Raw genomic sequence first — 20,782 nt, 5'->3', positions numbered from 1 at the left:
GTATGATTCATTGTGAGAATTTAGTTAAAATTTATAAGGCAGCAGATCTTGAAGTTGTTGCGCTGCAAGGTCTTGACCTTCATATTCAAGAAGGGGAGTTGATGGCCATTATCGGCAATAGCGGGAGTGGGAAATCGACGCTGCTCAATATGCTGGGAGGGCTGGATCGACCATCGGCTGGTAATCTGAGTGTGGACGGGAAAGATTTATTGAAGTTTAAAGAGTCCGATTTGGTCAAATATAAGCGGGAGACCGTTGGCTTCGTATGGCAAAATAATGCCCGTAACCTGATTCCCTATTTGACGGCATTGGAGAATGTAGAATTGCCCATTCTGCTGCAGGGGCGACGCAAACGCTATCGTGCGCTGGATTTATTGGATGCTGTAGGTTTGAGCCATCGTAGAAATAACAAACTTAATGAGCTGTCTGGCGGTGAGCAGCAACGCGTCGCAATCGCGATTGCACTGGCCAATCAGCCTAGGCTTTTGCTGGCGGACGAACCGACCGGATCTGTCGATACGAAGATGGCGAATCAGATCCTTGATCTGTTTCGGGAGCTGAATCGCAGCTTCGGTCTGACCGTCGTGATCGTTACGCACGATCCTCATCTAGCGAAGAAGGTAGACCGTGTCGTTGCGATTCGTGACGGCAAAACCTCCTCTGAGATACTACGACGCAAATCGTATCAGGAAGAATTACTGGAGCTGGAGCAGGGGATTATTTCGTCAGAAGAAGATTCCCATGTTGAATATGCAGTCGTCGACAAAGCGGGCAGATTGCAAATTCCGGCCAATTATCTGGAATCCATTGGTGCTGCGGGGACGAATAAAATGCGTGTAGAAATGGAAAATGGACGGATTATACTACTCCCAAAGGACAAAACATAAGGAAAACCCGTCATCGAAGTTGAATTCGATGACGGGTTTTCCTTGCATTTTACCCTTTTTGATAAGAGAGCAATTATAAGACTAATTTCAACGGTGGAAGGTCATGCAGGTGAACTAGTTGATAGACATACCTAAGGAAAGAACGTTATCATGATAAAAGGTAGGTTTAATTGCATGGACAAGGTGTTATAAATAATTACATAAGGGGGAAGTGAGCTCGTGTTTAAAAGTAAGCGGTTTCGAAATAATTGGATTATTATTCTGCTCATTTCCAGTATTCCTGGACTTATCTTCGGAGGATTAATGAATTGGCTGGCAGGAGGACGACTGGAAAATGAGCTGCTTCAGATGCACAATAAACAGATTCAACTGAGAGCAACAAATATTGACGAACAGTTCTCTTACTTGGAAACGTCTGTCATGCATTGGGCATTCGATCCAAATTTCAGTTACTCATTATCGAGTTTAAGTCTATCGCGCGATTTTGAGATTGCTCGCAACATTACACAGACTTTAGCCAATATGAAAGGTGCCAATCCGCTGGCTATTGAAGCAGAGTTGTTCTTGGAAGGGCCAGCCCCCGTGCGGTTTCATCCGCAATACGAGGCATTAACGGATGCTGCGCAGATCAACGGATACAGGCAATTGCTCGCGCATGATAAGAACGTGTTCTGGTCACAGATTAAGTCCGAATCGGATTCTCCAAGTGATAACTCATTATCTTTAATGGTAAAAATACCTGAAACCGATGAGAAGCCTTTCGGTATCATTGCGGTCACTATCGAAACGACGAGGGTCGTCAAACTACTGCAAACGTTGGCCCCTTATGACGACGGGGGGACGTTCCTGTTGGACGAGAATGGCGAGCAATTGCTATCTAGCTCAGGGCAAGAGTCAGCGTCGCAGCTGGAAGAAGCCATTAAGAGAGAGGTTCTTGCCAGCAAGACTAAATCAGGCTCATTTCTGTTTGATTGGAACCAAGCGACCTACACCGTATCCTTTGGTACGATGTCACGCATTGGTACCGATTGGAAGTACGTTACTGCATCTCCCATCAGCGTGATTACAAAGCCAGTCGTTTTTATTTCTCAACTCGTTTTGACGTTAAGCATCGCGATGCTGCTGCTCGCATTCGTTTTATCTTGGCTTGCATCACGACGCATCTATTCGCCTATCGCCCAGTTAGTTCGCATGCTGACGGGAAATACAGCTTTAACGGGGTTAGGGAACGAACATCATGATGATTTTAAACTAATTGAGAAAGAATGGCTGCACCTGACTAGAGAGAGCATGACGCTTCAGAATAGGTTGGAACAGCAATTACCTCATCTCAAGGAGGGCTTTCTGCTTCAACTAGTTCAAGGGTATCTCTATTCATACTCCGAGCAGGCTCTTCTGGAGAGGATGCGTAATTTCGGCTGGTCGGTGGATAATCGACATTACGCTGTGTTGTACATCCATTTGAGCGGTTTTGAAAACTTGGAAGGACGCTTCTCGTCTGGCGATGAAGGTCTCGTCACTTTCGTTGCTGCGAATATTATGAAGGAGCTCGCAGAAAGCCGTTTCGAGCAAGCGGAAGTGATGAATTTCCACGATTTATCAGTAGGTCTACTCGTCATCGTTCCGGACGAAACAGAAACCGAAAGTGAACTGAAGGAAGCATTCAGAAGCTTTAGTCAGGAACTGACCCAAGCTATTCATCATGTGCTCAACGTGTACGTCTCGGTTACGATCGGTGGTATCGCTGTATCTATCATTCATGTACCCTCCCGATTTGAGGAAGCAATGCAAGCATCTAGCAGACGCCGCTTCGAGAGCCGGAACCAAATTATCGATTTGGAGTCTCTGGATGAGTACGATAAAGAGAACCAGGAGATTCATTATCCTTTTGCACTCGAAAGAGAAATCATTCAAGCGCTTCGTACAGCCCAGAAAGATGAGGCGAAACAGCTTATTCAGACCTTCCTGGAGGAGCTGATTGAACGTGGTGCAAAAATAATTGACATTCACCAGGGAGCGCTCCAACTGCTTGGCAGTATCTTGCATGCTATTCGACTTGCAGGTTTGGATCCAAACCGTATGTTCAAATCGGCCAATTTGTACGAACAACTCATGCAAATCGGAGACCAGCAAAAAATGATCGCCTGGTTTCACGACAAAGTAGTGAGTCCCTGCATACTGGAACTGGAATCACGCTCTGACTCGCAAGTGAAAAAGACCGTAGAAACTGCGATGATTTATTTGCAAAACAATTATATGAAGGAAATATCACTAGACAGCTGCGCCGATCAAGCAGGCACGAATACGGTTGCGTTAAGCAAAGCGTTCAAACAGGTCAATGGTATAAATTTCATCGACTATTTAACCGAGCTGCGTATTGATAAAGCGAAGGATCTGTTGCGTGACACGGATTTGAAAATCAACGACATTGCCGAGAAGGTTGGATATCAGCCAAGCTATTTTAACCGGATCTTTAAGAAACAAGAAAGTATAACACCAAGCCAATATCGGGATTTATACCGAAATTAATAGCAATATGGCCACAAACCGCCCGCAATGGCGGTTTGTGTTTTTTTGTGATTGAAAAAAAGTCTTATTCCTGTAAAAAAAGTGAAAGCTCCCATCATAGATGAAATGAAAAAGTGTTGTTGAAGGAAATTTCAGCAGATATTAGTCTTGATCCATGACACAAAATGAATTTGGAGCTGAGTGCTGAATTTATGAATATGCTCAACGAGTAAGCGCATTGCAGTCTAAACATTCCATTTTTAATGTGCGGGGAGGAATTTTTTTGAAATATGTAATGATCAATGAAACGGATATTAAACAAGCCATCGATCGGGTTGTAACGAGAACCTTTCAGATGGATATGACATGGGATTGGCCGGCTGGAGTCGCTTTCTACGGAGTAGGCCAAGCTTATCTGGCTACAGGTGAAGCGAAGTATTTGGATCAATTGCAAACGTGGATCGATGAGCAGCTGGAGGATGGTATACCTACTTTAACCGTTAATGCGGTATCCATCGGTCATACCTTGCTAATACTGTATGAACAAACCAAAGAGGAACGGTATCTGGATGTAGCCGTCCAAATGGCGGAATTCTTGCGAACTGATGCAGTTCGCTTCGATGATGGCGTGTTTCAGCATACCGTATCGCAAAACTACGATTTCCCGCAGCAGGCTTGGGTCGATACGATGTTTATGGCCGGATATTTTCTCATCCGAATAGGTACTTTGCTTCGCAGAAACGATTGGCTGGAGGATGGCTTACTGCAGTATCATGCACACGAGCGCTTCTTGCAGGATCCTGAAACGAATCTGTATGTTCACGGTTGGGATCATATCGCCCAGAACAACATGTCCGCGGTTTATTGGGCACGAGGCAATGCATGGGCGGCATACACGATGGCGGAAGCTCTTCATATTGTAGAAGTCACACATCCGTCTTATATGAAAATGTACGATTCACTGCGTGATCAGCTTAGCAGCATCGTTCGGCTTCAATCCATTCACGGTCTATGGCATACCGTACTGAACGATCCGACCGCTTATGAAGAAACATCAGGCTCTGCGGGGCTTGCCGCCGGATTGATTCGATATAACGAAGCCATTGGCGCCCCTATGTACAATACATACATTCAGAAGGCCGTGCCTGCCATACTATCGAAAATATCGAATAACGGTACAGTAATGGACGTATCAGCAGGAACGGCTGTGATGAAAGATGCCGACGGCTATTTAGGGGTTGCCCATCAGCGAATACAAGGTTGGGGACAGGGCCTGGCGTTGGTATTCCTATCTTCGCTTCTTACGAACAAATGGGTAAAGGACAGTTCACAAACCGAGTAAAGATAGTGTTCAACTCATTCATACTTCAATTGGAAAGCGGCTGCAGTGGCAGCCGCTTTCCTGTGATAACACATTTTTTCTGAGTTATTTCAAACCAGAATACCTTTGTGCAAGGCCTTATTTTGTTGTTAATACTTTTTTTCTGGACTCATACTATTTTGAAGAAAGCGATTTTTAAAAAAGTGTTATTGTCAGAAATTTATGAATCTTTTAGTGTGGGACTTACAGAGCCACAAGTTAAAATTTTAATTGCGAAGGAGTGAGAACATGATCAAAACTTCAGATGCTGAACAGCACGTCGTGCCTGTCCCAGCCGTTAGAACTTCCAAGCGAAGCACGTTAATAGCTAAAGTGGTAAGAGATAAATATTTGCTGCTGCTGGTGCTGCCGGGATTAGCCTACTTTATTATTTTTAAATATGTTCCGATGTGGGGGGTCCTTCTTGCCTTCAAAAATTATCAACCCTATGTCGGTTTTATGAAAAGCGATTGGGTCGGACTAGATAATTTCAAACAATTTTTTCAAGATCCTGTCTTCTTCAAATTGATACGCAATACGCTTTTGCTTGGTTTGTACGATATGGTGTTTTTCTTCCCGGCGCCAATCATTCTGGCTATCTTATTAAACGAAGTTCGCAAATCTTTTTACAAACGTTTTATTCAATCGCTAATATATATCCCACATTTTATTTCGATGGTTATCGTTGCAAGTATTTCCTATCTTCTTTTGACGACAGAAGGTGGAGTCATCAATGAATTGATGCTGAAGGTATTCGGACATAAAATAGACTTTCTAACTAGTGAAAACTGGTTTCGTTCCATGATTATCACACAGAGTATTTGGAAAGAGATGGGTTGGGGAACGATCATCTTCCTCGCTGCGCTTGCAGGCGTAGATCAAGAGCAATATGAAGCGGCAATTGTTGATGGGGCCAACCGATTTCGCCAGCTCTGGCATATTACACTGCCAGCTATTCAGGGAACGATCATTGTCGTGCTGATTTTGCGGATGGGTCACTTTATGGACCGCGGGTTTGAACAAGTATTATTGATGATTAATCCATTAAACAGATCTGTTGCTGAGGTATTTGACACGTATGTGTACACAGCCGGGATCATTCAGGGCGCTTTCAGTTACAGCGCGGCAGTAGGGCTATTTAAAGCCGTAATCGGTGTCTTTCTCGTATTTACAACGAATTATTTAGCCAAAAGGGCTGGGCATTCCGGTATATTTTGATTGAAAGGAGGAAAGTACGATGAACACACGTCACTTGACTTTAGGTGAAAAATTGTTTGATATCGCCAATTATTTGTTTCTTGCTGTCGTTGCCCTTGTCATGATCCTTCCGGTCATGTATATCGTGGCGGGATCGTTCGCAAGTGATCTCGAGATAGGTAGCAGATCCTTTTTCCTCATTCCCAAAGACATTACATTTGATGCCTATAAATTTGTTTTTAAAGATAATACATTACCGCGAAGTTTGGGAGTATCCGTATTTGTAACCATTGGGGGGACTCTTGTAAATCTTTTCTTTACCTTTACGATGGCCTATGCGTTATCGCGGAGCCAAATGATTGGCCGTAATGTCTTTATGAACATGATCATTTTCACGATGGTGTTTAGCGGTGGAATTATTCCTACTTATCTGGTTGTGAAAAGTTTGGGACTATTGAACACCTACTGGGCGGTCATGTTGCCTGTCGCGATCAACGCTTTTAATTTGATAGTTATAAAATCATTTTTTCAAGAAATCCCTAACGAACTGATTGAATCAGCCCGAATTGATGGGTGCAACGATATCGGTGTACTGTGGCGAATTGTTCTACCGCTTTCTAAACCCGTAATCGCGACATTCGCTCTTTTCTACGCTGTTGCACACTGGAACGATTTCTTTAACGCACTGATCTATCTATCAGACGCCAAGAAGTGGCCGATGCAAGTGCTATTGCGGCAAATTGTACTAATGGCAACGGGCTCACTAGAAATGGGAACTTACGATCCTACTTACGTAAAACCTCCGGATCAATCGATTAAAATGGCAATCATCGTCGTGGGTACATTACCGATTTTGATGGTTTACCCATTTATTCAAAAGTATTTTGCTAAAGGGGTTTTAATTGGTGCTGTGAAAGGTTAATCGTTTTCTATGTGAAGGGATTATGTTCGGATTGTCGCAGCATCGGTTCAAGACCGATAAGGTATTGACGACAGGTGCTTGCTTCATCATATACAAAACCATTTTTGATTTGACAAAGGGAGGCAAAAGAATATGAATTGGGACAAAAAGAAAAAACCATTGTATGCAACAACTAGCGTGTTATTAGCAGTTACAGTTATTGCGGGGTGCAGTTCGAATACCGACGGGGCTAAAGCAACAGCTAAGGCAACCGCAGGAGCAACGACGGCAGCAGTTGAAAAGCCATTACCAATCAGTATTATGCTGAAGAGCTACTACAATGATACGGCTACCCCAGAAAGTAAAGTATGGAAAAAAGTAGAGGAATATACGAACACGAAGATAGATTTTCAATTTGTTCCTGATGCAAGCTATAACGATAAACTGAACATAACGCTTGCTTCTGGTTCGATTCCTTCTCTATTATTTGTGAATAATGCAAAACTGCCTGCTGTTGCCAACGCGATTAAAGGAGGCGCATTCTGGGAAATAGGTCCTTATCTCAAAGATTATCCGAATCTTAAGCAAGCGAACCCAACTGTTCTTAACAATACGTCCGTAAACGGTAAATACTATGGTCTCTATGTATCCCGTCCGATCGGACGTATGGGGATCAGCTACCGTAAGGATTGGCTTGATGCTTTAGGCATGCAGGAACCGAAAACCATTGATGAGTTTTACAATATGTTAAAAGCATTTACCAAAAACGATCCAGATAAAAACGGCAAAGATGATACGTATGGCATGGTCATAACTAAATATGCGGGCCCTTTTGATATTATGCAAACTTGGTTCGGGGCTCCGAATAAGTGGGCCGAGAAAGACGGCAAGCTGATACCTGCCCATTTGACTCCAGAATACATGGATGCACTCAAGTTTTTCAAAAAACTGTATGACGAGAAGTTAATCAATCAAGATTTTGCGGTATATGATTCGGCGAAATGGAATGACCCGATTATTAACGGACAAGCGGGTGTAGCGGTTGACGTCACAGAACGTTCCTATCAAATTGAAGAGAAAATGAAACAAGTCAATCCGAAAGGCAGTATAGATTTAATTGGTGCTGTAAGCGGCCCTACCGGTCTTCATAATCAACCGACAGCTGGACACAATGGCATGTTCCTCATCTCGAAATCTAGTGTTAAAACAGAAGCTGATCTGAAGAAAGTGCTTGCTTTCTTAGATAAGACCAATGATAAAGAAATGCAAGCATTACTCAACTTTGGTATTGAAGGAGTCCATTATAAAGTGGAAGACGGTAAACAAGTTATTCTAATCGTTCCGACTGACCCAATGGCTCCGGATATTAATAACAAGAATATGAACCAGATTTTATCTTCAATTCCGTATATTATACCTGACATGTTTAAACCGTCTACACCGCTTCGCACGAAGTCAGTCGATGTGCAAAAGGCAAATGAGAAAATCATTGTTACAAATCCTGGAGAACCATTTACAACTGCAACCTATACGCAAAAAGGTGCGCAATTGGATCAAATGGTGGAAGACGCTAGAATTAAATTTATTGTCGGCAAAATCGATGAAGCCGGCTATAAAACCGAAATGGATTTGTGGAAAAAAAGCGGTGGCGATGATTATACGAAAGAAATAAGCGAAGCTTTCGCTGCAAGCAAGGCTAAATAAATAGATAAGTGAGTAACTATTTATTAGAGGAGAAGGTCTAGTCGCTTCATAGGACTGGGCTTTTTCTCTCAAGGTATTCGGATTGGACTTGTACGTTACAACTAAAGGAGCGATTGCGATGACAATGGCAAGAACCAGAGGCGGTAAAGGAACGGTTTGGCCTTCGGAACGGCGCAGTTTTAGTGATTTACTAACAGGCGTCACCGTAACTCAGCTAACAAATCACTGTTCACATAGTAATCATATTTATTTTACCAATAACGGATTCTACGGGGATGGGAAGCTGATCTTTGGATCAGATCGTGAGAATGTTACCAATTTGTACAGCATGGATCTACACGATGGCGTGATTACCCAATTAACGGATTTGGAACGTGGCCGTGAATCCCGGATTCAAGGGACCTTTCTTCATCCAGACGGACATGAGGCTTATTTCTACTATGACAATTCCATCATGGCAATCAACCTGGGAACGATGGAAGAACGGATTCTCTATACGATTCCAGAGAACTATAAATTCGGCAGCTTGAGCTGCACCGCAGATGGGCAATGGTTATGCTTTGGCCTGAACAAGGATTTAACGCAAAGTATCGTGATGGATACCAAGAACGGATACTTGGGTTTTGAGGAGTATTTCCGTGCGAAGCCGCACAGTATGATTATGGGAGTTTCGCCTATTGATGGGACAGTGAAAAAACTTCATGAAGACCAGTTGTGGATCGGCCACGTCAATACGTCTCCAACGCAATCTCATCTGTTAACATTTTGCCATGAAGGGCCTTGGGAACAGATTGATCATCGAATCTGGGTGCTGGATATCGCTACCGGGCAGTATTGGAAGGTAAAGGACAAGATGCCCAATGAATATGTTGGTCACGAATATTGGTTGTCAGACGGCATACATATCGGTTACCACGGTTTTACTAATTCTCTAGAAGATCATACCGGGAAAATTATCGGGGCTGTCCTTTTTGATAATAGTCATGTCGAACAGTACGAGTTTCCTTTTCAAAATATGCATGTTCATTCTAATGATCTTTCTCTTGTTATTGGTGATGGTCAGCAAACGAGCGCTTATCATGGTCAGCAATTTCAAGATACGATTCAGGTATGGCGCAATGAAGGGGCTGGATTTAAAGGTCCGCGTATATTATGCAAGCACAGGGGAAGTTTCCATTCGCAAAATCTTCACGTTCATCCGAGACTAAGTCCGGACGGCAAGTATGTCCTGTTTACAAGTGATATGTCGGGATACGGTAACTTGTACATGGTCGACGTGCCGGCATTCGAATCTTTACCCGAGATGCCAGTTACATGAAGTCACAACCCAATCTACTTCTCATTTTTACGGACCAGCAGCGATGGGATACGTTAGGGGCTTATGGGAATGAAACGATTAAAACGCCGCATTTGGATCGATTAGCGCAGGAAGGGGCCGTATTCGAAAATGCGATTACCCCGAATCCGCTCTGCGCTCCTGCCAGAGCCTGTACGATGACGGGTTTCGCTGCTGGAAAGACGAATGTATTCAATAATGAATCAGCGCCTGCCATTACTGCCGATGAATCGATTGCAGCTTATTTGTCTAAAGCAGGTTATCACAATCAGGCGATTGGGAAGATGCATTTTACACCAGATGAGCAAACTTATGGGATGGATCATCTTATTTTATCTGAAGAAATGAGAGGCGTTCGTACGGCTGGAAGCTTAGCGGATATTCGGTTTGATGATTATGACCGCTTCTTGATGGAGCACGATGCCTGGGGATGGGAGAAGCCTCCCGAGATAGGTTATAACGAGCTTAAGCCACTCGTGAACGGCCTGCCCAAAGAGCTTCATATTACACAATGGTGCGGCGATCGCACCGTAGAATGGCTTAAAACGGAAAGACCCTCTAACAAGCCCTTTTTCCTATGGACATCGTTCGTCAAGCCTCATGCTCCTTTCGATTGTCCTTCGCACTTGACGGATTTGTATGCGCCGGAAGAAATGCCAAGGCCTTGGGTGTCCGAAAAAGATGGAACATCGAAAAATCCTTATCTGGGATCGCATCGTCAAGCGATGGAAGCTGATCTTTACTCGGAAAAAGCTATTCTTACAAACAGAGCTTATTATTATGCTAATATTACGTTTATTGATGAACAAATAGGTCGGATTATGCAAACGTTGGAGGAAGAAGGGCTGGCGGAGAATACGCTCGTTATTTTCACTTCCGATCACGGGGAGCTCCTTGGCGACCATCGGTTATGGCATAAGAATTTAGGGTACGAAGGCAGTCTGCACATCCCGATGCTAGCGTGGTGGCCCGGTGTTATTCATCCGGGTACCCGCTGTGAAGAATTGACTACCTTGCTTGATATTTTTCCTACTCTCGTCAATCGGACAAGTGAAAAGGGCAAGTACGATGGCAGATCTGGTTTGGATCTATTGGAACTGCTCTCGGAACCTTCCTCGGTTCGGCGAAATGTAGTGTGTTCTGAATTCTATGTGGCACCCAACTATATGCTCCATGTCCGCAGCAAAGAGTGGAAATATCTTTTTTACCAGAACGGCGGATATGAGGAACTGTATCATCTCTTAAGCGACCCGCATGAACTTATTGATTTGGCGGATGATCCCGACTTTCAACACGTAATAAAAGAGCATCAAGAGGAAGCTATTCATTGGGTTATCAACTATGGGAATCCTGAAATTGCTCTCGATGAAACAGGGAGTAAGTTGAAGGTGATGCCATTTCAGCCGAAAGAAGTCACATCTAATCCACGACCGTTCTCGAGAATGCCTTGGGATTCCAGAGTTCCTCCATCATGGCTTTCCGAACAGCAGCGCTCGTGGTTCTGGAAAGAATTGGGTGGGGATTGGAGCAAGCTTATCCGCTTAATGGGAGGGGACATGTAAAACATGGATTGGAATGAAATCTTCTCTATGGAGAAGATTATTTATCATAATCCTTTGGCATTGGGTCGATGAAGGAAAGGCTTTTGGGAAGCCGCGGTGAGACGGAAAGATCGGATTTCGTCAGATGGCTCCGCTATAGCGGAATACGCCAATCTTAACGAATATTCGATTTCAAAATTCTGAAATTATTTTGATTTGTTAGGAGAAGCCTGGATTATTTATAATACAGGCTATTTTTCTATGTTTTATACCTAGAAATTATCCAGGTTTTCTCCCAAAATGTATAACTCGTATGATATATTGACAGTAGGTATAATTATCCATTAGAATTATAGCATACTATTCCAGTGGGAATTATCAATTTTACTTTTTGCCGTTTAATTAATACATCTATTAATCCTAGGAGGCATATTCATGTCAAATTCGGAACGTAAACATTTACCAGAAACACTAGCGATTCACGCAGGTCAAAAGGTTGACCCCACGACTAATTCACGAGCGGTTCCTATCTATCAAACGACGTCCTATGTGTTCAACGACACCGACCATGCTGCGAATTTATTTGCACTGAAGGAATTTGGTAATATCTATACACGGATTATGAATCCAACGACAGATGTATTTGAACAACGTATTGCTGCACTGGAAGGTGCGCCTGCCGCGCTTGCGGTGGCGTCCGGTCAAGCAGCCATCACGTTTTCGATTCTGAACATTGCTGAAGTTGGTGATGAAATCGTATCGGCTTCGGCTTTATATGGCGGGACTTATAATTTATTTGCCAATACATTGCCTAAATTAGGGATTAAAGTGAAGTTCGTTGATGCTAGTAATCCTGATAATTTCCGAGCTGCGATTACGGAGAAGACGAAAGCCATCTATGCTGAATCCATTGGCAATCCCAAAGGGGATGTCTTGGACATTGAAGCTGTAGCGGCGATTGCGCATGAAAATGGTATTCCGCTTATCGTAGATAATACATTCCCAAGTCCGTATCTGCTTAGACCAATTGAGCATGGCGCCGATATTGTGGTGCATTCTGCGACCAAGTTTATCGGAGGTCACGGTACGACGATCGGTGGGGTTATTGTCGACGGCGGGAAGTTCGATTGGGCAGCAAGCGGCAAATTCCCAGGCTTGACGACACCAGACCCGAGTTATAATGGTGTTGTTTATACGGAAGCGGTCGGTCCGATTGCCTATATTATCAAGGCACGCGTGCAATTATTACGAGATTTGGGAGCATCCCTATCCCCGAATAGTTCATTCCTATTATTACAAGGTTTAGAAACGCTGCATCTTCGTCTGGAGCGTCACAGCTCCAACGCATTGAAAGTTGCTCAATATTTAGAAGCACATGAGTCCGTGGAGTGGGTAAGCTATGCTGGTTTAGAAAGTCACCCGTCGTATTCACTGGCTAAGAAATACTTACCGAAGGGTCAAGGCGCCATATTGAGCTTTGGTATTAAAGGCGGCATCGAAGCGGGCAAAAAGCTGATACATGCTGTAGAGTTATTCTCTCATTTGGCCAATGTGGGTGATTCCAAATCCTTAATTATTCATCCTGCAAGCACGACACATTCGCAATTAAATGAGCAGGAACAAGCATCAGCTGGTGTATCTCCTGGACTTATCCGTCTATCCGTTGGAACAGAAGCGATTGAAGATATTATTTATGATTTGGAACAAGCGATCATCGCTAGTCAGAAGTAAACTTGAAACATTAACCCGTTCCGCATAAAATATGAGAAGGCTGCGATTTAGGAGCTCAACCTAAATGCAGCCTTTTTAAGTTGAAGGAATGATCGTCAGGTATGAAACTTTTTTAATTAAATAGCTGTCTATTATTTTGAAAAGATATAGAACTTCTAGGAGGCATGAAGACAAGAAATGAGAGGGAAATGGAAAGACAACATGGTTAACAAAACGAAAACTAAAATGAACATATCGATCGCGATCCTAATGGCTTTAACTATTGTGGCAGGTTGCGGGAATAAAAGTGATGTCATATCTACGGTTTCGCCTGTGCCAACAACAACAGGTGGTGCAACGACTGCTCCAACGGTTTCACCAAGTGTTGGAGCGACACCGACGACAATACCGACGGCTTCGTCAACGGCTGCAGCTACTGCTACTGCGAAACCATCGTCTAGTCCAGCGGCTTCACCCGCGGCGAGTAATACACCACCTAAGAATGGCGCGGTTCAGGTAATTGCTAAACCGGAAAGTATTACAGCTCTGGTCAATAAGCAGAACGCGTTGCCTTCCAGCTATGAGCCGACAGATCTTGTCTATCCGAACATTGCATTTACATTTAGCGAAAAAATTGATAAGCGGAAAATGCGCCAAGTCGCAGCAACTGCTATAGAGAAGCTATTCGCTGGAGCGGCAAAAGATGGTGTTCCGTTAGCAGGTGTTTCTGCATACCGTTCGTATGCCACACAGAAAGCCCTATTTGATAGTTACGTCAAAAAGGATGGCGAAGAAAAAGCCAAAACTTACAGCGCGGTACCTGGAACTAGTGAGCATGAAACAGGGCTTGCTATCGATGTTACCGGCAGCAATGGGAAATGTGCAGCTGCGGATTGTTTTGGTGGAACGAAAGAAGCGATTTGGTTAGAGAAGCACGCGGGTGAGTATGGTTTTATTATCCGCTACCCACAGGGAAAAGCAGCCATTACAGGCTATCAATATGAGCCATGGCATTTGCGATATGTGGGAGCAGACATTGCGAATGAAATCCAGGCGAAGAACTTGACGATGGAAGAATATTACCATACCGTTCCAGTTTCGAAATAAATGTATGCTCAAAACCCCACTTGGACTTTTGCAGTCCAAGTGGGGTTTTGCTTTTACCATCCTCGTTGATAAGGTCCTGGTGGAGTAAGCTCAACACGTAAGTCACGGGCGGCTGATCTTGCCCAGTAAGGGTCTCGTAACAGCACTCTACCTAGAAAAATAAGATCGGCACGGTGATTCTGAAGAATCTCTTCGGCTTGCTGTGGTTCTGTAATCAATCCGACAGCGCCGACAGGGATGTCGGCTTTGGTGCGAATTTCTTCGGCGAAAGGCACTTGGTAGCCTGGGAAAAAGTGCGGAACGATCGGTGCATTGCCGCCGGAGCTGACATCGATCAGATGGACGCCAAGTTCTTTGAGTTGAGTCGCGAAATAGACATGATCCTGCGGTGTAAGTCCGCCTTCCACATACTCATGAGCCGAAATACGGACAAACAGGGGACCATCCCACCGGGTTTGAATAGCCTGAACCGTTTCACGCAAGAAGCGGAATCGTCCCTCTTGATCGCCACCGTACGCATCTTGACGATGATTCGAGTAGGGAGATAGGAATTCATTAATGAGATAGCCATGCGCCGCATGTATGTCAATAACGTCAAAACCCGCTTGCTTGGCACGATCAGCTGCATCAGCGAATGCTTTGATCGTATCCTGAATGTCCGTGAGTGTTGCTTCCTCAGGTGTTTTGAACGTATCTGAGAAAGGGATGGCAGACGGGGCTATAATGGGTGTATCTAGGACGGCTTTTCTGCCTGCATGGGCGAGCTGAATGCCTGCATGAGAGCCATGACTATGGATGGACGTGACAACACGCTTTAAGCCATCGATATGTGAGTCCTCCCAGATTCCTAAATCCCGCGTTGAAATCCGTCCTTGTGCAGTGACTGCTGTAGCTTCAAATATAAGTAGTCCCACTTGGCCAACGGCCCGTGAGGCGTAATGAATATGATGCCAATCCTTGATTTCACCGGATTCATCCGATGCATACATACACATAGGTGACATGACGATACGGTTCTTCAAGGTTATGCCGGCAATGGTGTAGGGTGTAAATAACATGCATAATCAACTCCTTATAAGGATAGAAATAATTATTTAATTGTATACTATTCCAGTTGGAATTATCAACTTTAAGTTTCTGACCACATAAGAATTTATTGGTTTCCGGTACATGGAAAAACAAATTCTTATTGGCGATAAAAACAACCTTTGAAACGCGGTCGCTCATCCTTGAAGGACTTCGATAGAAGTTTTTTTCATTAAAAAAACTTGACGTATTAGAGATTCTATCCTAATCTTCGTGTAAGGTAATAAAATTATGTGTGTCGTAATATTGCACCTTCATCTGTCACGAATTCGAAATTTATCCGCTTTAATGCCCGTGATACAATGAACCCAAGTCACTTATTTGGAGGTCATTTAGGATGAAAGTAGCAATGTTGAGTTTCTGGCATGTACATGCAAAGGATTATGCGAAACAGGTAAACGAGCACCCGGATACAGAGATCGTTGCGATTTGGGACGAGATTGCAGAAAGAGGACAGCAAGAAGCTGAAACACGAGGTGTGGCCTTCTATGCAAGTCTTGAAGAGTTACTGGCCAACCCAGAAATCGAAGCCGTTGTTGTAGATACTCCAACCAACCTTCACCGAGATGTCATCATCGCTGCTGCACGGGCAGGTAAACATATTTTTACAGAGAAAGTCATTGCTCCTACGCTTCACGAAGTGAACGAGATCCTCGAAGCAGTTGAGGAAGCAGGCGTGACCTTGACGGTCTCCTTACCGCGTTTGAATTCACCATCGACACTTGCTATTCAAGATATCGTTGCTAAAGAGTTATTAGGTCAAATCACGCTTGTGCGTACACGACTCTCTCATAATGGCGGAATTTCGACTACAGCGAATCCGAATGGCTGGCTTCCGCAGCATTTCTATAATGCCGAGCAATGTGGTGGCGGAGCACTCATCGATCTTGGCTGTCATCCGATGTATCTCAATCGTCTATTGCTAGGTCTACCGGTCGCTGTAAGCGCTTCTTATGGCTATGTGACGGGAAGAGAAGTTGAAGATAATGCCGTATCGTTGCTCCAATATGAGAATGGTGCGTTGGGAATCGTTGAAGCAGGCTTTGTGAATGCTTTCTCGCCTTTCGTTATTGAAGTACATGGCACGGCAGGCAGTGTATTATACTCAGAGCAAGATGGCCGTGTCATGCTGCGCACGAACAAGCTGGAAGAAGCGACTGGACAATGGGTGGCTTACGAATCTATTCCGGAGGAAAAGCCAACAGCGTTTGATCAATGGGTAGCACATATTCAAAATGGTACCAAAGCCACCGAAAATATCGGATTGGCTGTAGACTTAACGAAGCTAATGGAAGCTTCTAATCTATCCGTGGCTAGCAAAAGCCAAGTTCGCTTGGATTCTCTAGCAAACTAATCCTCACCATCTGGAAAGGAAGTGGTGTTTCCCCTATGAGTCAACCCTTTTACTTCGAACCTATGCTAGAAAATCCGATGGCGTTAGATCGCCTGGAATTAAGCTTCCGTTGGGGAGCTTACGGAATTCGAGTATTGCGTTGTCATCTGACTTCCTTTCCAGCTGGAGCCATCGTAAATTATCATCAGCATTCCGAATACGAGATTCACTATATACCTTACGGCAAAGGGAGAGTAATTCTAGATGGGATTACACATCCACTCCAAGAAGGACTGCTCTACGTCACGGCACCTGGTGTCATTCATCGGCAAGAAGCGGATGAGCATGAAGCGATGGGCGAATTATGTCTCCACGTGGATATTGTGAAACTATCGGATCTGGAAGAAGCAGGAACCTCCGCGATGTCCTCCTCTGGTTGGGGAGAGGAATGGGAAATGGCAGAAGCTGAAGCGTGCATCGGACAGCTTAGTGAGCTGCCGCATACGCCAGCAGTGGATCGCCATGAAGCGATGAAATGCTTCCTCGTCGCTTATGAAGCATGGCGAAACAACCAGTTAGGTCAGTACACGATTATTAAACAATCCATCATTCAAATGCTGTTAAGAACCGTTAGTGCATATAAACCGGAACAGCAGGGCGTTAATCTGCCAGCCCGTGATATGAAGAACTATCGCTATCAGATGGCGGTTCAATTCATTACAGACAACTTCCGTCGTCCTCTGACCTTGGAAGGAGTTGCAGAACGCGTGCAGATCAGTTCTAGGCAGCTTCAACGGATTTTCAAGGAGAAGGCCAATGTTTCCTTCAGCGAATACTTGGAGCAAATTCGCCTCAAATTCGTATGCAGCGAGCTGCAGCAGACGACACTGACGCTTGAGAAAATTGCCGAGCGCAGCGGCTTCACGTCCAGCAATTACTTGCACTACGTGTTCAAGAAGGCGCACGGCACAACGCCTAATGCCTACCGCGAAAATACAGTGCTTCAACACGTGAGCACGATGTAAACCCAAATAAGAGCTGTCCGTAAAGTAGAGAATCTACTTCTGGACAGCTCTTTTTGGTAATTTAGTCATGCACTCCTGCACATTAGTAAGCTAGTTTGCATCCAGCACCTCAATTACGTTGAACCCCTAGATACTTCAACAACCTCAAATCAGCAGTTAGCACATCAGCAAATAAGCATCCAGCACCACAATCAAATCGAACCCCTAGCTACTCCAACCCCCACAAATCAGCAGTTAGCACATCAGCAAATAAGCACCCAGCATCTCAATCACATCGAACGCCTAGCTACTCCAACCACCACACAAAGCAGCAGTTAGCACATCAGCAAATAAACATCCAGCACCTTAATCACATCGAACCCCTAACTACTCTAAGCCCCACACAAATCAGCCTCCGCAACCCACCAACTAGCCGCCGCACGCTACTACCCTACTAACTGGAAAACATACAGCTATTTCGCTCCGATTTCGCACTTTAAGCCAAATAACTGGAAAAACTCCAGCTATTTTCCGGCTTTCTCCGCAAAAGAAGCAGATAGCCGGAATTTAACTGGAGTTTTTCCATCTAAACTTATATCTAAGCTGAAGTTGATGAATTTAAATGGACTTTTTCCATCTAAAGTGCATCCAACGAGGATCTATTCGAAAAGCTTACGCAGGTTTTCACCATAAGGTGCCTGAACGATACCTTTTTCCGTGATAATCGCGGTTACATACTCGTTTGGCGTCACATCGAACGCCGGATTGAACACTTTCACACCAACAGGTGCTGTGCGTTTGCCAAATCCTTGCGTGATCTCGTCCTCATGGCGCTCCTCGATCGGGATATCGCCGCCAGTTGGCGTGTTCAAGTCGATCGTCGACAATGGACTTGCCACATAGAACGGGATGCCATGCGCCTTCGCCAACACAGCTACGCTGTAGGTGCCGATTTTGTTGGCTACATCGCCGTTCGCCGCAACACGATCCGTTCCGACGATGACCGCTTGAATCCAGCCCTTCGCCATGACCGCGCCGGCCATGTTGTCACAGATCAGCGTGACGTCTACGCCTGCCTGCTGCAATTCAAAAGCCGTGAGCCGCGCGCCTTGCAGCACGGGCCGTGTTTCATCGGCGAACACTTTGATGTTCAGCCCTTGTTCCTTCGCCAAGTAGAACGGCGCTAGCGCCGTGCCGTACTTGGCGGTAGCCAAACCGCCGGCGTTGCAGTGCGTCAGCACGCCGAACCCATCCTCGAACAACGTGAGCGCATGTTCGCCAATACGGCGGTTGGTTTCTTCGTCCTCCGCCTGAATCACTTGCGCTTCTGTTAGAAGCGCAGCCTTGAACGCATCCGGGCTCACGCCCTCGGATGCCAAAGCTCCCGCTCTCGCACGCATGCGATCGAGCGCCCAGAACAAATTCACCGCTGTCGGACGTGACGTCGCCAGGTAATCCGCCTGCTTCTGGACTTCTTCCAGAAGCCCATCAACTGCAGCATCCACACCGCGGATGCCGAGATATACCCCATACGCGGCGGCGATCCCGATCGCAGGTGCGCCGCGAACCTTCAAATGCCGAATCGCTTCCCACACCTCAATTGGTGTCTCCAGCGGCAAATAAACAATCTCCTCTGGCAGCAGTCGTTGATCCAACAAATCTAGCTGCTGGCCATTCCAGCGCAAGGATTGCAGGGCACCTTGCACTTGATTTTCAGCAATTACGTTGCTTCCATTTACATCATTCGTAGTCGTCATAGTACAAAACCTCTTTCTGCTGCTCGTGTTGCGATTGCTATTAGTTCATCAATCGTCGTTACCTGACGGTTAGCTCGAATGCTGGCAGTGCCGATCGTTAAGGCCATGCGCTGAGCGCGTTCTCTCGCTGCAACATCCTCAATTTTATCAATATCGGCGACGTGGGCAAGACCCACTACGCGGCGGACCATTTTGGCTCCTGCGAATCCAACCGTATCACGAAGTAAGTTTGTCATGTAATAATCTTGGAAACCCGGAGCGGTAAATACACGGTCAACGCCGTTTTCATTCCATAGGGCGCGGAAGTTTTCTTCAAAGTTCGTCCATACATCCTTGATGGTTTGTGTTAAATAAGCACGGTAAGCGGAACGGCTTTCTTCATCCTTACTCCAACCTTCTTGCGCAGCAAAGTTAAGTAGAAGATTGGCTAGAACAGCACCAATATCGAAGCCCATCGGACCATAGTAGGCAAATTCAGGGTCAATTACTTTCGTAGAATCGGGTTTGATGAAAATACTGCCTGTGTGCAAATCGCCATGAAGGAGGGCTTGAGCTTGGGTGAGGAACTTGTTGCGCAGAATCGCAACTTCTAAGAGAAGCTCTTTGTCTGCCCAAAGTTGTTCCGCTGCATCACGGATAGTCGCTTCAATATTGTTCGTTTCCGCATCTCGATACGGATCATCGAAGATCAAATCTTCCGTGATCTTGCAAAGTTCAGGATTGATGAAGCGTCCTAACTGAATCTTTTTTTCTTGTTGATTTTTTCCTAAGTCGGATGTAAAGAACAATGTATGAGCTAGAAAACGCCCGATATGTTCAGCAAAAAGCGGGTATTGGTTGCCTTCAATCAACCCTCTGCGCATGATTACGTGATCGCTCAAATCCTCCATTACTGTTAGCGCTAGGTCTGCATCATAGGCGTACACATGCGGGACAAGTTCTGGCACGAGCCCTTCTTCAATGATCAATGCCTCGCTTTCAATACGCGCACGATCAAGCGTCAGAGGCCAAGATTCCCCTACAACTTTGGCATAAGGAAGAGCTTGTTTCAAAATAATACTTTTTCCTGTAGCAGCCTCTGTTATACGAAATACGAGGTTTAAATTCCCATCCCCGATTTCTTGGCTGGCCAGGTCAGAACCTGGTTGAAATAATTGCGGAATACGGCGTGCGTATTCGATGGCTTGCGCTTCCGATAACGGATGATAAGTGGACATGAATGAACCTCCTAAATGTTTTCGTCAGAAAACTGACTTCGTAAGCATCCTCTAAAGTGATTGGAATTAATTCCAACTAATTTACTGAGTATTAATTGTCTTTACCTAGTATAAGACAAATTGTTTCCGCATGA

General features: G+C 44.9%; 15 protein-coding genes. 12 read left to right on the top strand and 3 right to left on the bottom strand.

Annotation, left to right across the window (positions count from 1 at the left end):
• Positions 1 to 2: 2 nt before the first annotated feature.
• The 10 genes from GC096_RS36845 (at position 3) to GC096_RS36800 (ending at position 14,251) form a co-directional block, all read left to right on the top strand.
• Positions 3 to 887 carry an ABC transporter ATP-binding protein gene (locus GC096_RS36845; RefSeq protein ID WP_171638015.1) on the top strand — a complete coding sequence of 295 codons (885 nt, stop codon included), beginning with the start codon at positions 3 to 5 and terminating at the stop codon, positions 885 to 887.
• Positions 888 to 1,106: 219 nt separating this feature from the next.
• The gene (locus tag GC096_RS39440; RefSeq protein WP_171638013.1) at positions 1,107 to 3,416 is read left to right on the top strand and encodes a helix-turn-helix domain-containing protein; all 2,310 of its coding nucleotides are present in this window, start codon (positions 1,107 to 1,109) and stop codon (positions 3,414 to 3,416) included.
• 274 nt (positions 3,417 to 3,690) lie between these two features.
• Positions 3,691 to 4,737, top strand: a complete 1,047-nt coding sequence (locus GC096_RS36835; protein WP_171638080.1) for a glycoside hydrolase family 88/105 protein — start codon at positions 3,691 to 3,693, stop codon at positions 4,735 to 4,737.
• Between the two features lie 267 nt (positions 4,738 to 5,004).
• A complete protein-coding gene (locus GC096_RS36830) occupies positions 5,005 to 5,973 on the top strand; it encodes an ABC transporter permease (protein WP_171638011.1) in 969 nt (322 codons plus the stop codon).
• Between the two features lie 19 nt (positions 5,974 to 5,992).
• The gene (locus tag GC096_RS36825) at positions 5,993 to 6,874 is read left to right on the top strand and encodes a carbohydrate ABC transporter permease (RefSeq protein ID WP_171638009.1); all 882 of its coding nucleotides are present in this window, start codon (positions 5,993 to 5,995) and stop codon (positions 6,872 to 6,874) included.
• Positions 6,875 to 7,006: 132 nt separating this feature from the next.
• Positions 7,007 to 8,557 (top strand): extracellular solute-binding protein, encoded by a 1,551-nt coding sequence (locus GC096_RS36820; protein WP_171638006.1) that lies wholly within the window; start codon positions 7,007 to 7,009, stop codon positions 8,555 to 8,557.
• A gap of 118 nt (positions 8,558 to 8,675) precedes the next feature.
• Entirely contained in the window at positions 8,676 to 9,875 is a 1,200-nt protein-coding gene (locus GC096_RS36815) for an oligogalacturonate lyase family protein (RefSeq protein ID WP_171638003.1), read from the top strand.
• The gene (locus GC096_RS36810) at positions 9,872 to 11,455 is read left to right on the top strand and encodes a sulfatase family protein (RefSeq protein ID WP_171638001.1); all 1,584 of its coding nucleotides are present in this window, start codon (positions 9,872 to 9,874) and stop codon (positions 11,453 to 11,455) included. The genes GC096_RS36815 and GC096_RS36810 overlap by 4 nt, the downstream gene beginning before the upstream one ends.
• Positions 11,456 to 11,869: 414 nt before the next feature.
• Positions 11,870 to 13,165: a homocysteine synthase gene (locus GC096_RS36805; RefSeq protein WP_171637999.1), complete on the top strand. Its 1,296-nt coding sequence runs from the start codon at positions 11,870 to 11,872 to the stop codon at positions 13,163 to 13,165.
• A gap of 177 nt (positions 13,166 to 13,342) precedes the next feature.
• Positions 13,343 to 14,251 carry a M15 family metallopeptidase gene (locus tag GC096_RS36800; protein WP_246303249.1) on the top strand — a complete coding sequence of 303 codons (909 nt, stop codon included), beginning with the start codon at positions 13,343 to 13,345 and terminating at the stop codon, positions 14,249 to 14,251.
• 53 nt (positions 14,252 to 14,304) lie between these two features.
• Here GC096_RS36800 and namA read toward each other — a convergent pair whose 3' ends face one another.
• Positions 14,305 to 15,309: an NADPH dehydrogenase NamA gene (namA, locus tag GC096_RS36795; protein WP_171637997.1), complete on the bottom strand. Its 1,005-nt coding sequence runs from the start codon at positions 15,307 to 15,309 to the stop codon at positions 14,305 to 14,307.
• Between the two features lie 365 nt (positions 15,310 to 15,674).
• Between namA and GC096_RS36790 the strand changes: the two genes are divergently transcribed.
• Both GC096_RS36790 and GC096_RS36785 read left to right on the top strand, forming a co-directional pair.
• Entirely contained in the window at positions 15,675 to 16,691 is a 1,017-nt protein-coding gene (locus GC096_RS36790; RefSeq protein WP_216626373.1) for a Gfo/Idh/MocA family protein, read from the top strand.
• A 35-nt stretch (positions 16,692 to 16,726) separates the two neighbouring features.
• The gene (locus GC096_RS36785; RefSeq protein ID WP_171637995.1) at positions 16,727 to 17,695 is read left to right on the top strand and encodes a helix-turn-helix domain-containing protein; all 969 of its coding nucleotides are present in this window, start codon (positions 16,727 to 16,729) and stop codon (positions 17,693 to 17,695) included.
• Between the two features lie 638 nt (positions 17,696 to 18,333).
• Here the strand turns inward: GC096_RS36785 and mtnA are convergent.
• Positions 18,334 to 19,431, bottom strand: a complete 1,098-nt coding sequence (mtnA, locus tag GC096_RS36780) for an S-methyl-5-thioribose-1-phosphate isomerase (RefSeq protein ID WP_171637993.1) — start codon at positions 19,429 to 19,431, stop codon at positions 18,334 to 18,336.
• Positions 19,428 to 20,648, bottom strand: a complete 1,221-nt coding sequence (gene mtnK, locus GC096_RS36775; RefSeq protein WP_171637992.1) for an S-methyl-5-thioribose kinase — start codon at positions 20,646 to 20,648, stop codon at positions 19,428 to 19,430. Before mtnK ends, mtnA begins: the two co-directional genes overlap by 4 nt.
• Positions 20,649 to 20,782 lie beyond the last annotated feature (134 nt).

Origin of the sequence: Paenibacillus plantarum (assembly GCF_013141695.1) — a bacterium.
In the GTDB taxonomy this organism is placed as follows: Bacteria; Bacillota; Bacilli; order Paenibacillales; family NBRC-103111; genus Paenibacillus_E; species Paenibacillus_E plantarum.
Note: the sequence above shows the minus strand (reverse complement) of the source record. Positions and strands in the feature narration are given on the sequence as shown.

Bases quoted from the DNA above. Each gene is read 5' to 3' on its own strand.
- GC096_RS36845 (WP_171638015.1), top strand. From the start codon at position 3: ATGATTCATTGTGAGAATTTAGTTAAAATTTATAAGGCAGCAGATCTT.
- GC096_RS36835 (WP_171638080.1), top strand. From the start codon at position 3,691: ATGATCAATGAAACGGATATTAAACAAGCCATCGATCGGGTTGTAACG.
- GC096_RS36830 (WP_171638011.1), top strand. From the start codon at position 5,005: ATGATCAAAACTTCAGATGCTGAACAGCACGTCGTGCCTGTCCCAGCC.
- GC096_RS36825 (WP_171638009.1), top strand. From the start codon at position 5,993: ATGAACACACGTCACTTGACTTTAGGTGAAAAATTGTTTGATATCGCC.
- GC096_RS36820 (WP_171638006.1), top strand. From the start codon at position 7,007: ATGAATTGGGACAAAAAGAAAAAACCATTGTATGCAACAACTAGCGTG.
- GC096_RS36815 (WP_171638003.1), top strand. From the start codon at position 8,676: ATGACAATGGCAAGAACCAGAGGCGGTAAAGGAACGGTTTGGCCTTCG.
- GC096_RS36810 (WP_171638001.1), top strand. From the start codon at position 9,872: ATGAAGTCACAACCCAATCTACTTCTCATTTTTACGGACCAGCAGCGA.
- GC096_RS36805 (WP_171637999.1), top strand. From the start codon at position 11,870: ATGTCAAATTCGGAACGTAAACATTTACCAGAAACACTAGCGATTCAC.
- GC096_RS36800 (WP_246303249.1), top strand. From the start codon at position 13,343: ATGAGAGGGAAATGGAAAGACAACATGGTTAACAAAACGAAAACTAAA.
- namA (WP_171637997.1), bottom strand. From the start codon at position 15,309: ATGTTATTTACACCCTACACCATTGCCGGCATAACCTTGAAGAACCGT.
- GC096_RS36790 (WP_216626373.1), top strand. From the start codon at position 15,675: ATGAAAGTAGCAATGTTGAGTTTCTGGCATGTACATGCAAAGGATTAT.
- GC096_RS36785 (WP_171637995.1), top strand. From the start codon at position 16,727: ATGAGTCAACCCTTTTACTTCGAACCTATGCTAGAAAATCCGATGGCG.
- mtnA (WP_171637993.1), bottom strand. From the start codon at position 19,431: ATGACGACTACGAATGATGTAAATGGAAGCAACGTAATTGCTGAAAAT.
- mtnK (WP_171637992.1), bottom strand. From the start codon at position 20,648: ATGTCCACTTATCATCCGTTATCGGAAGCGCAAGCCATCGAATACGCA.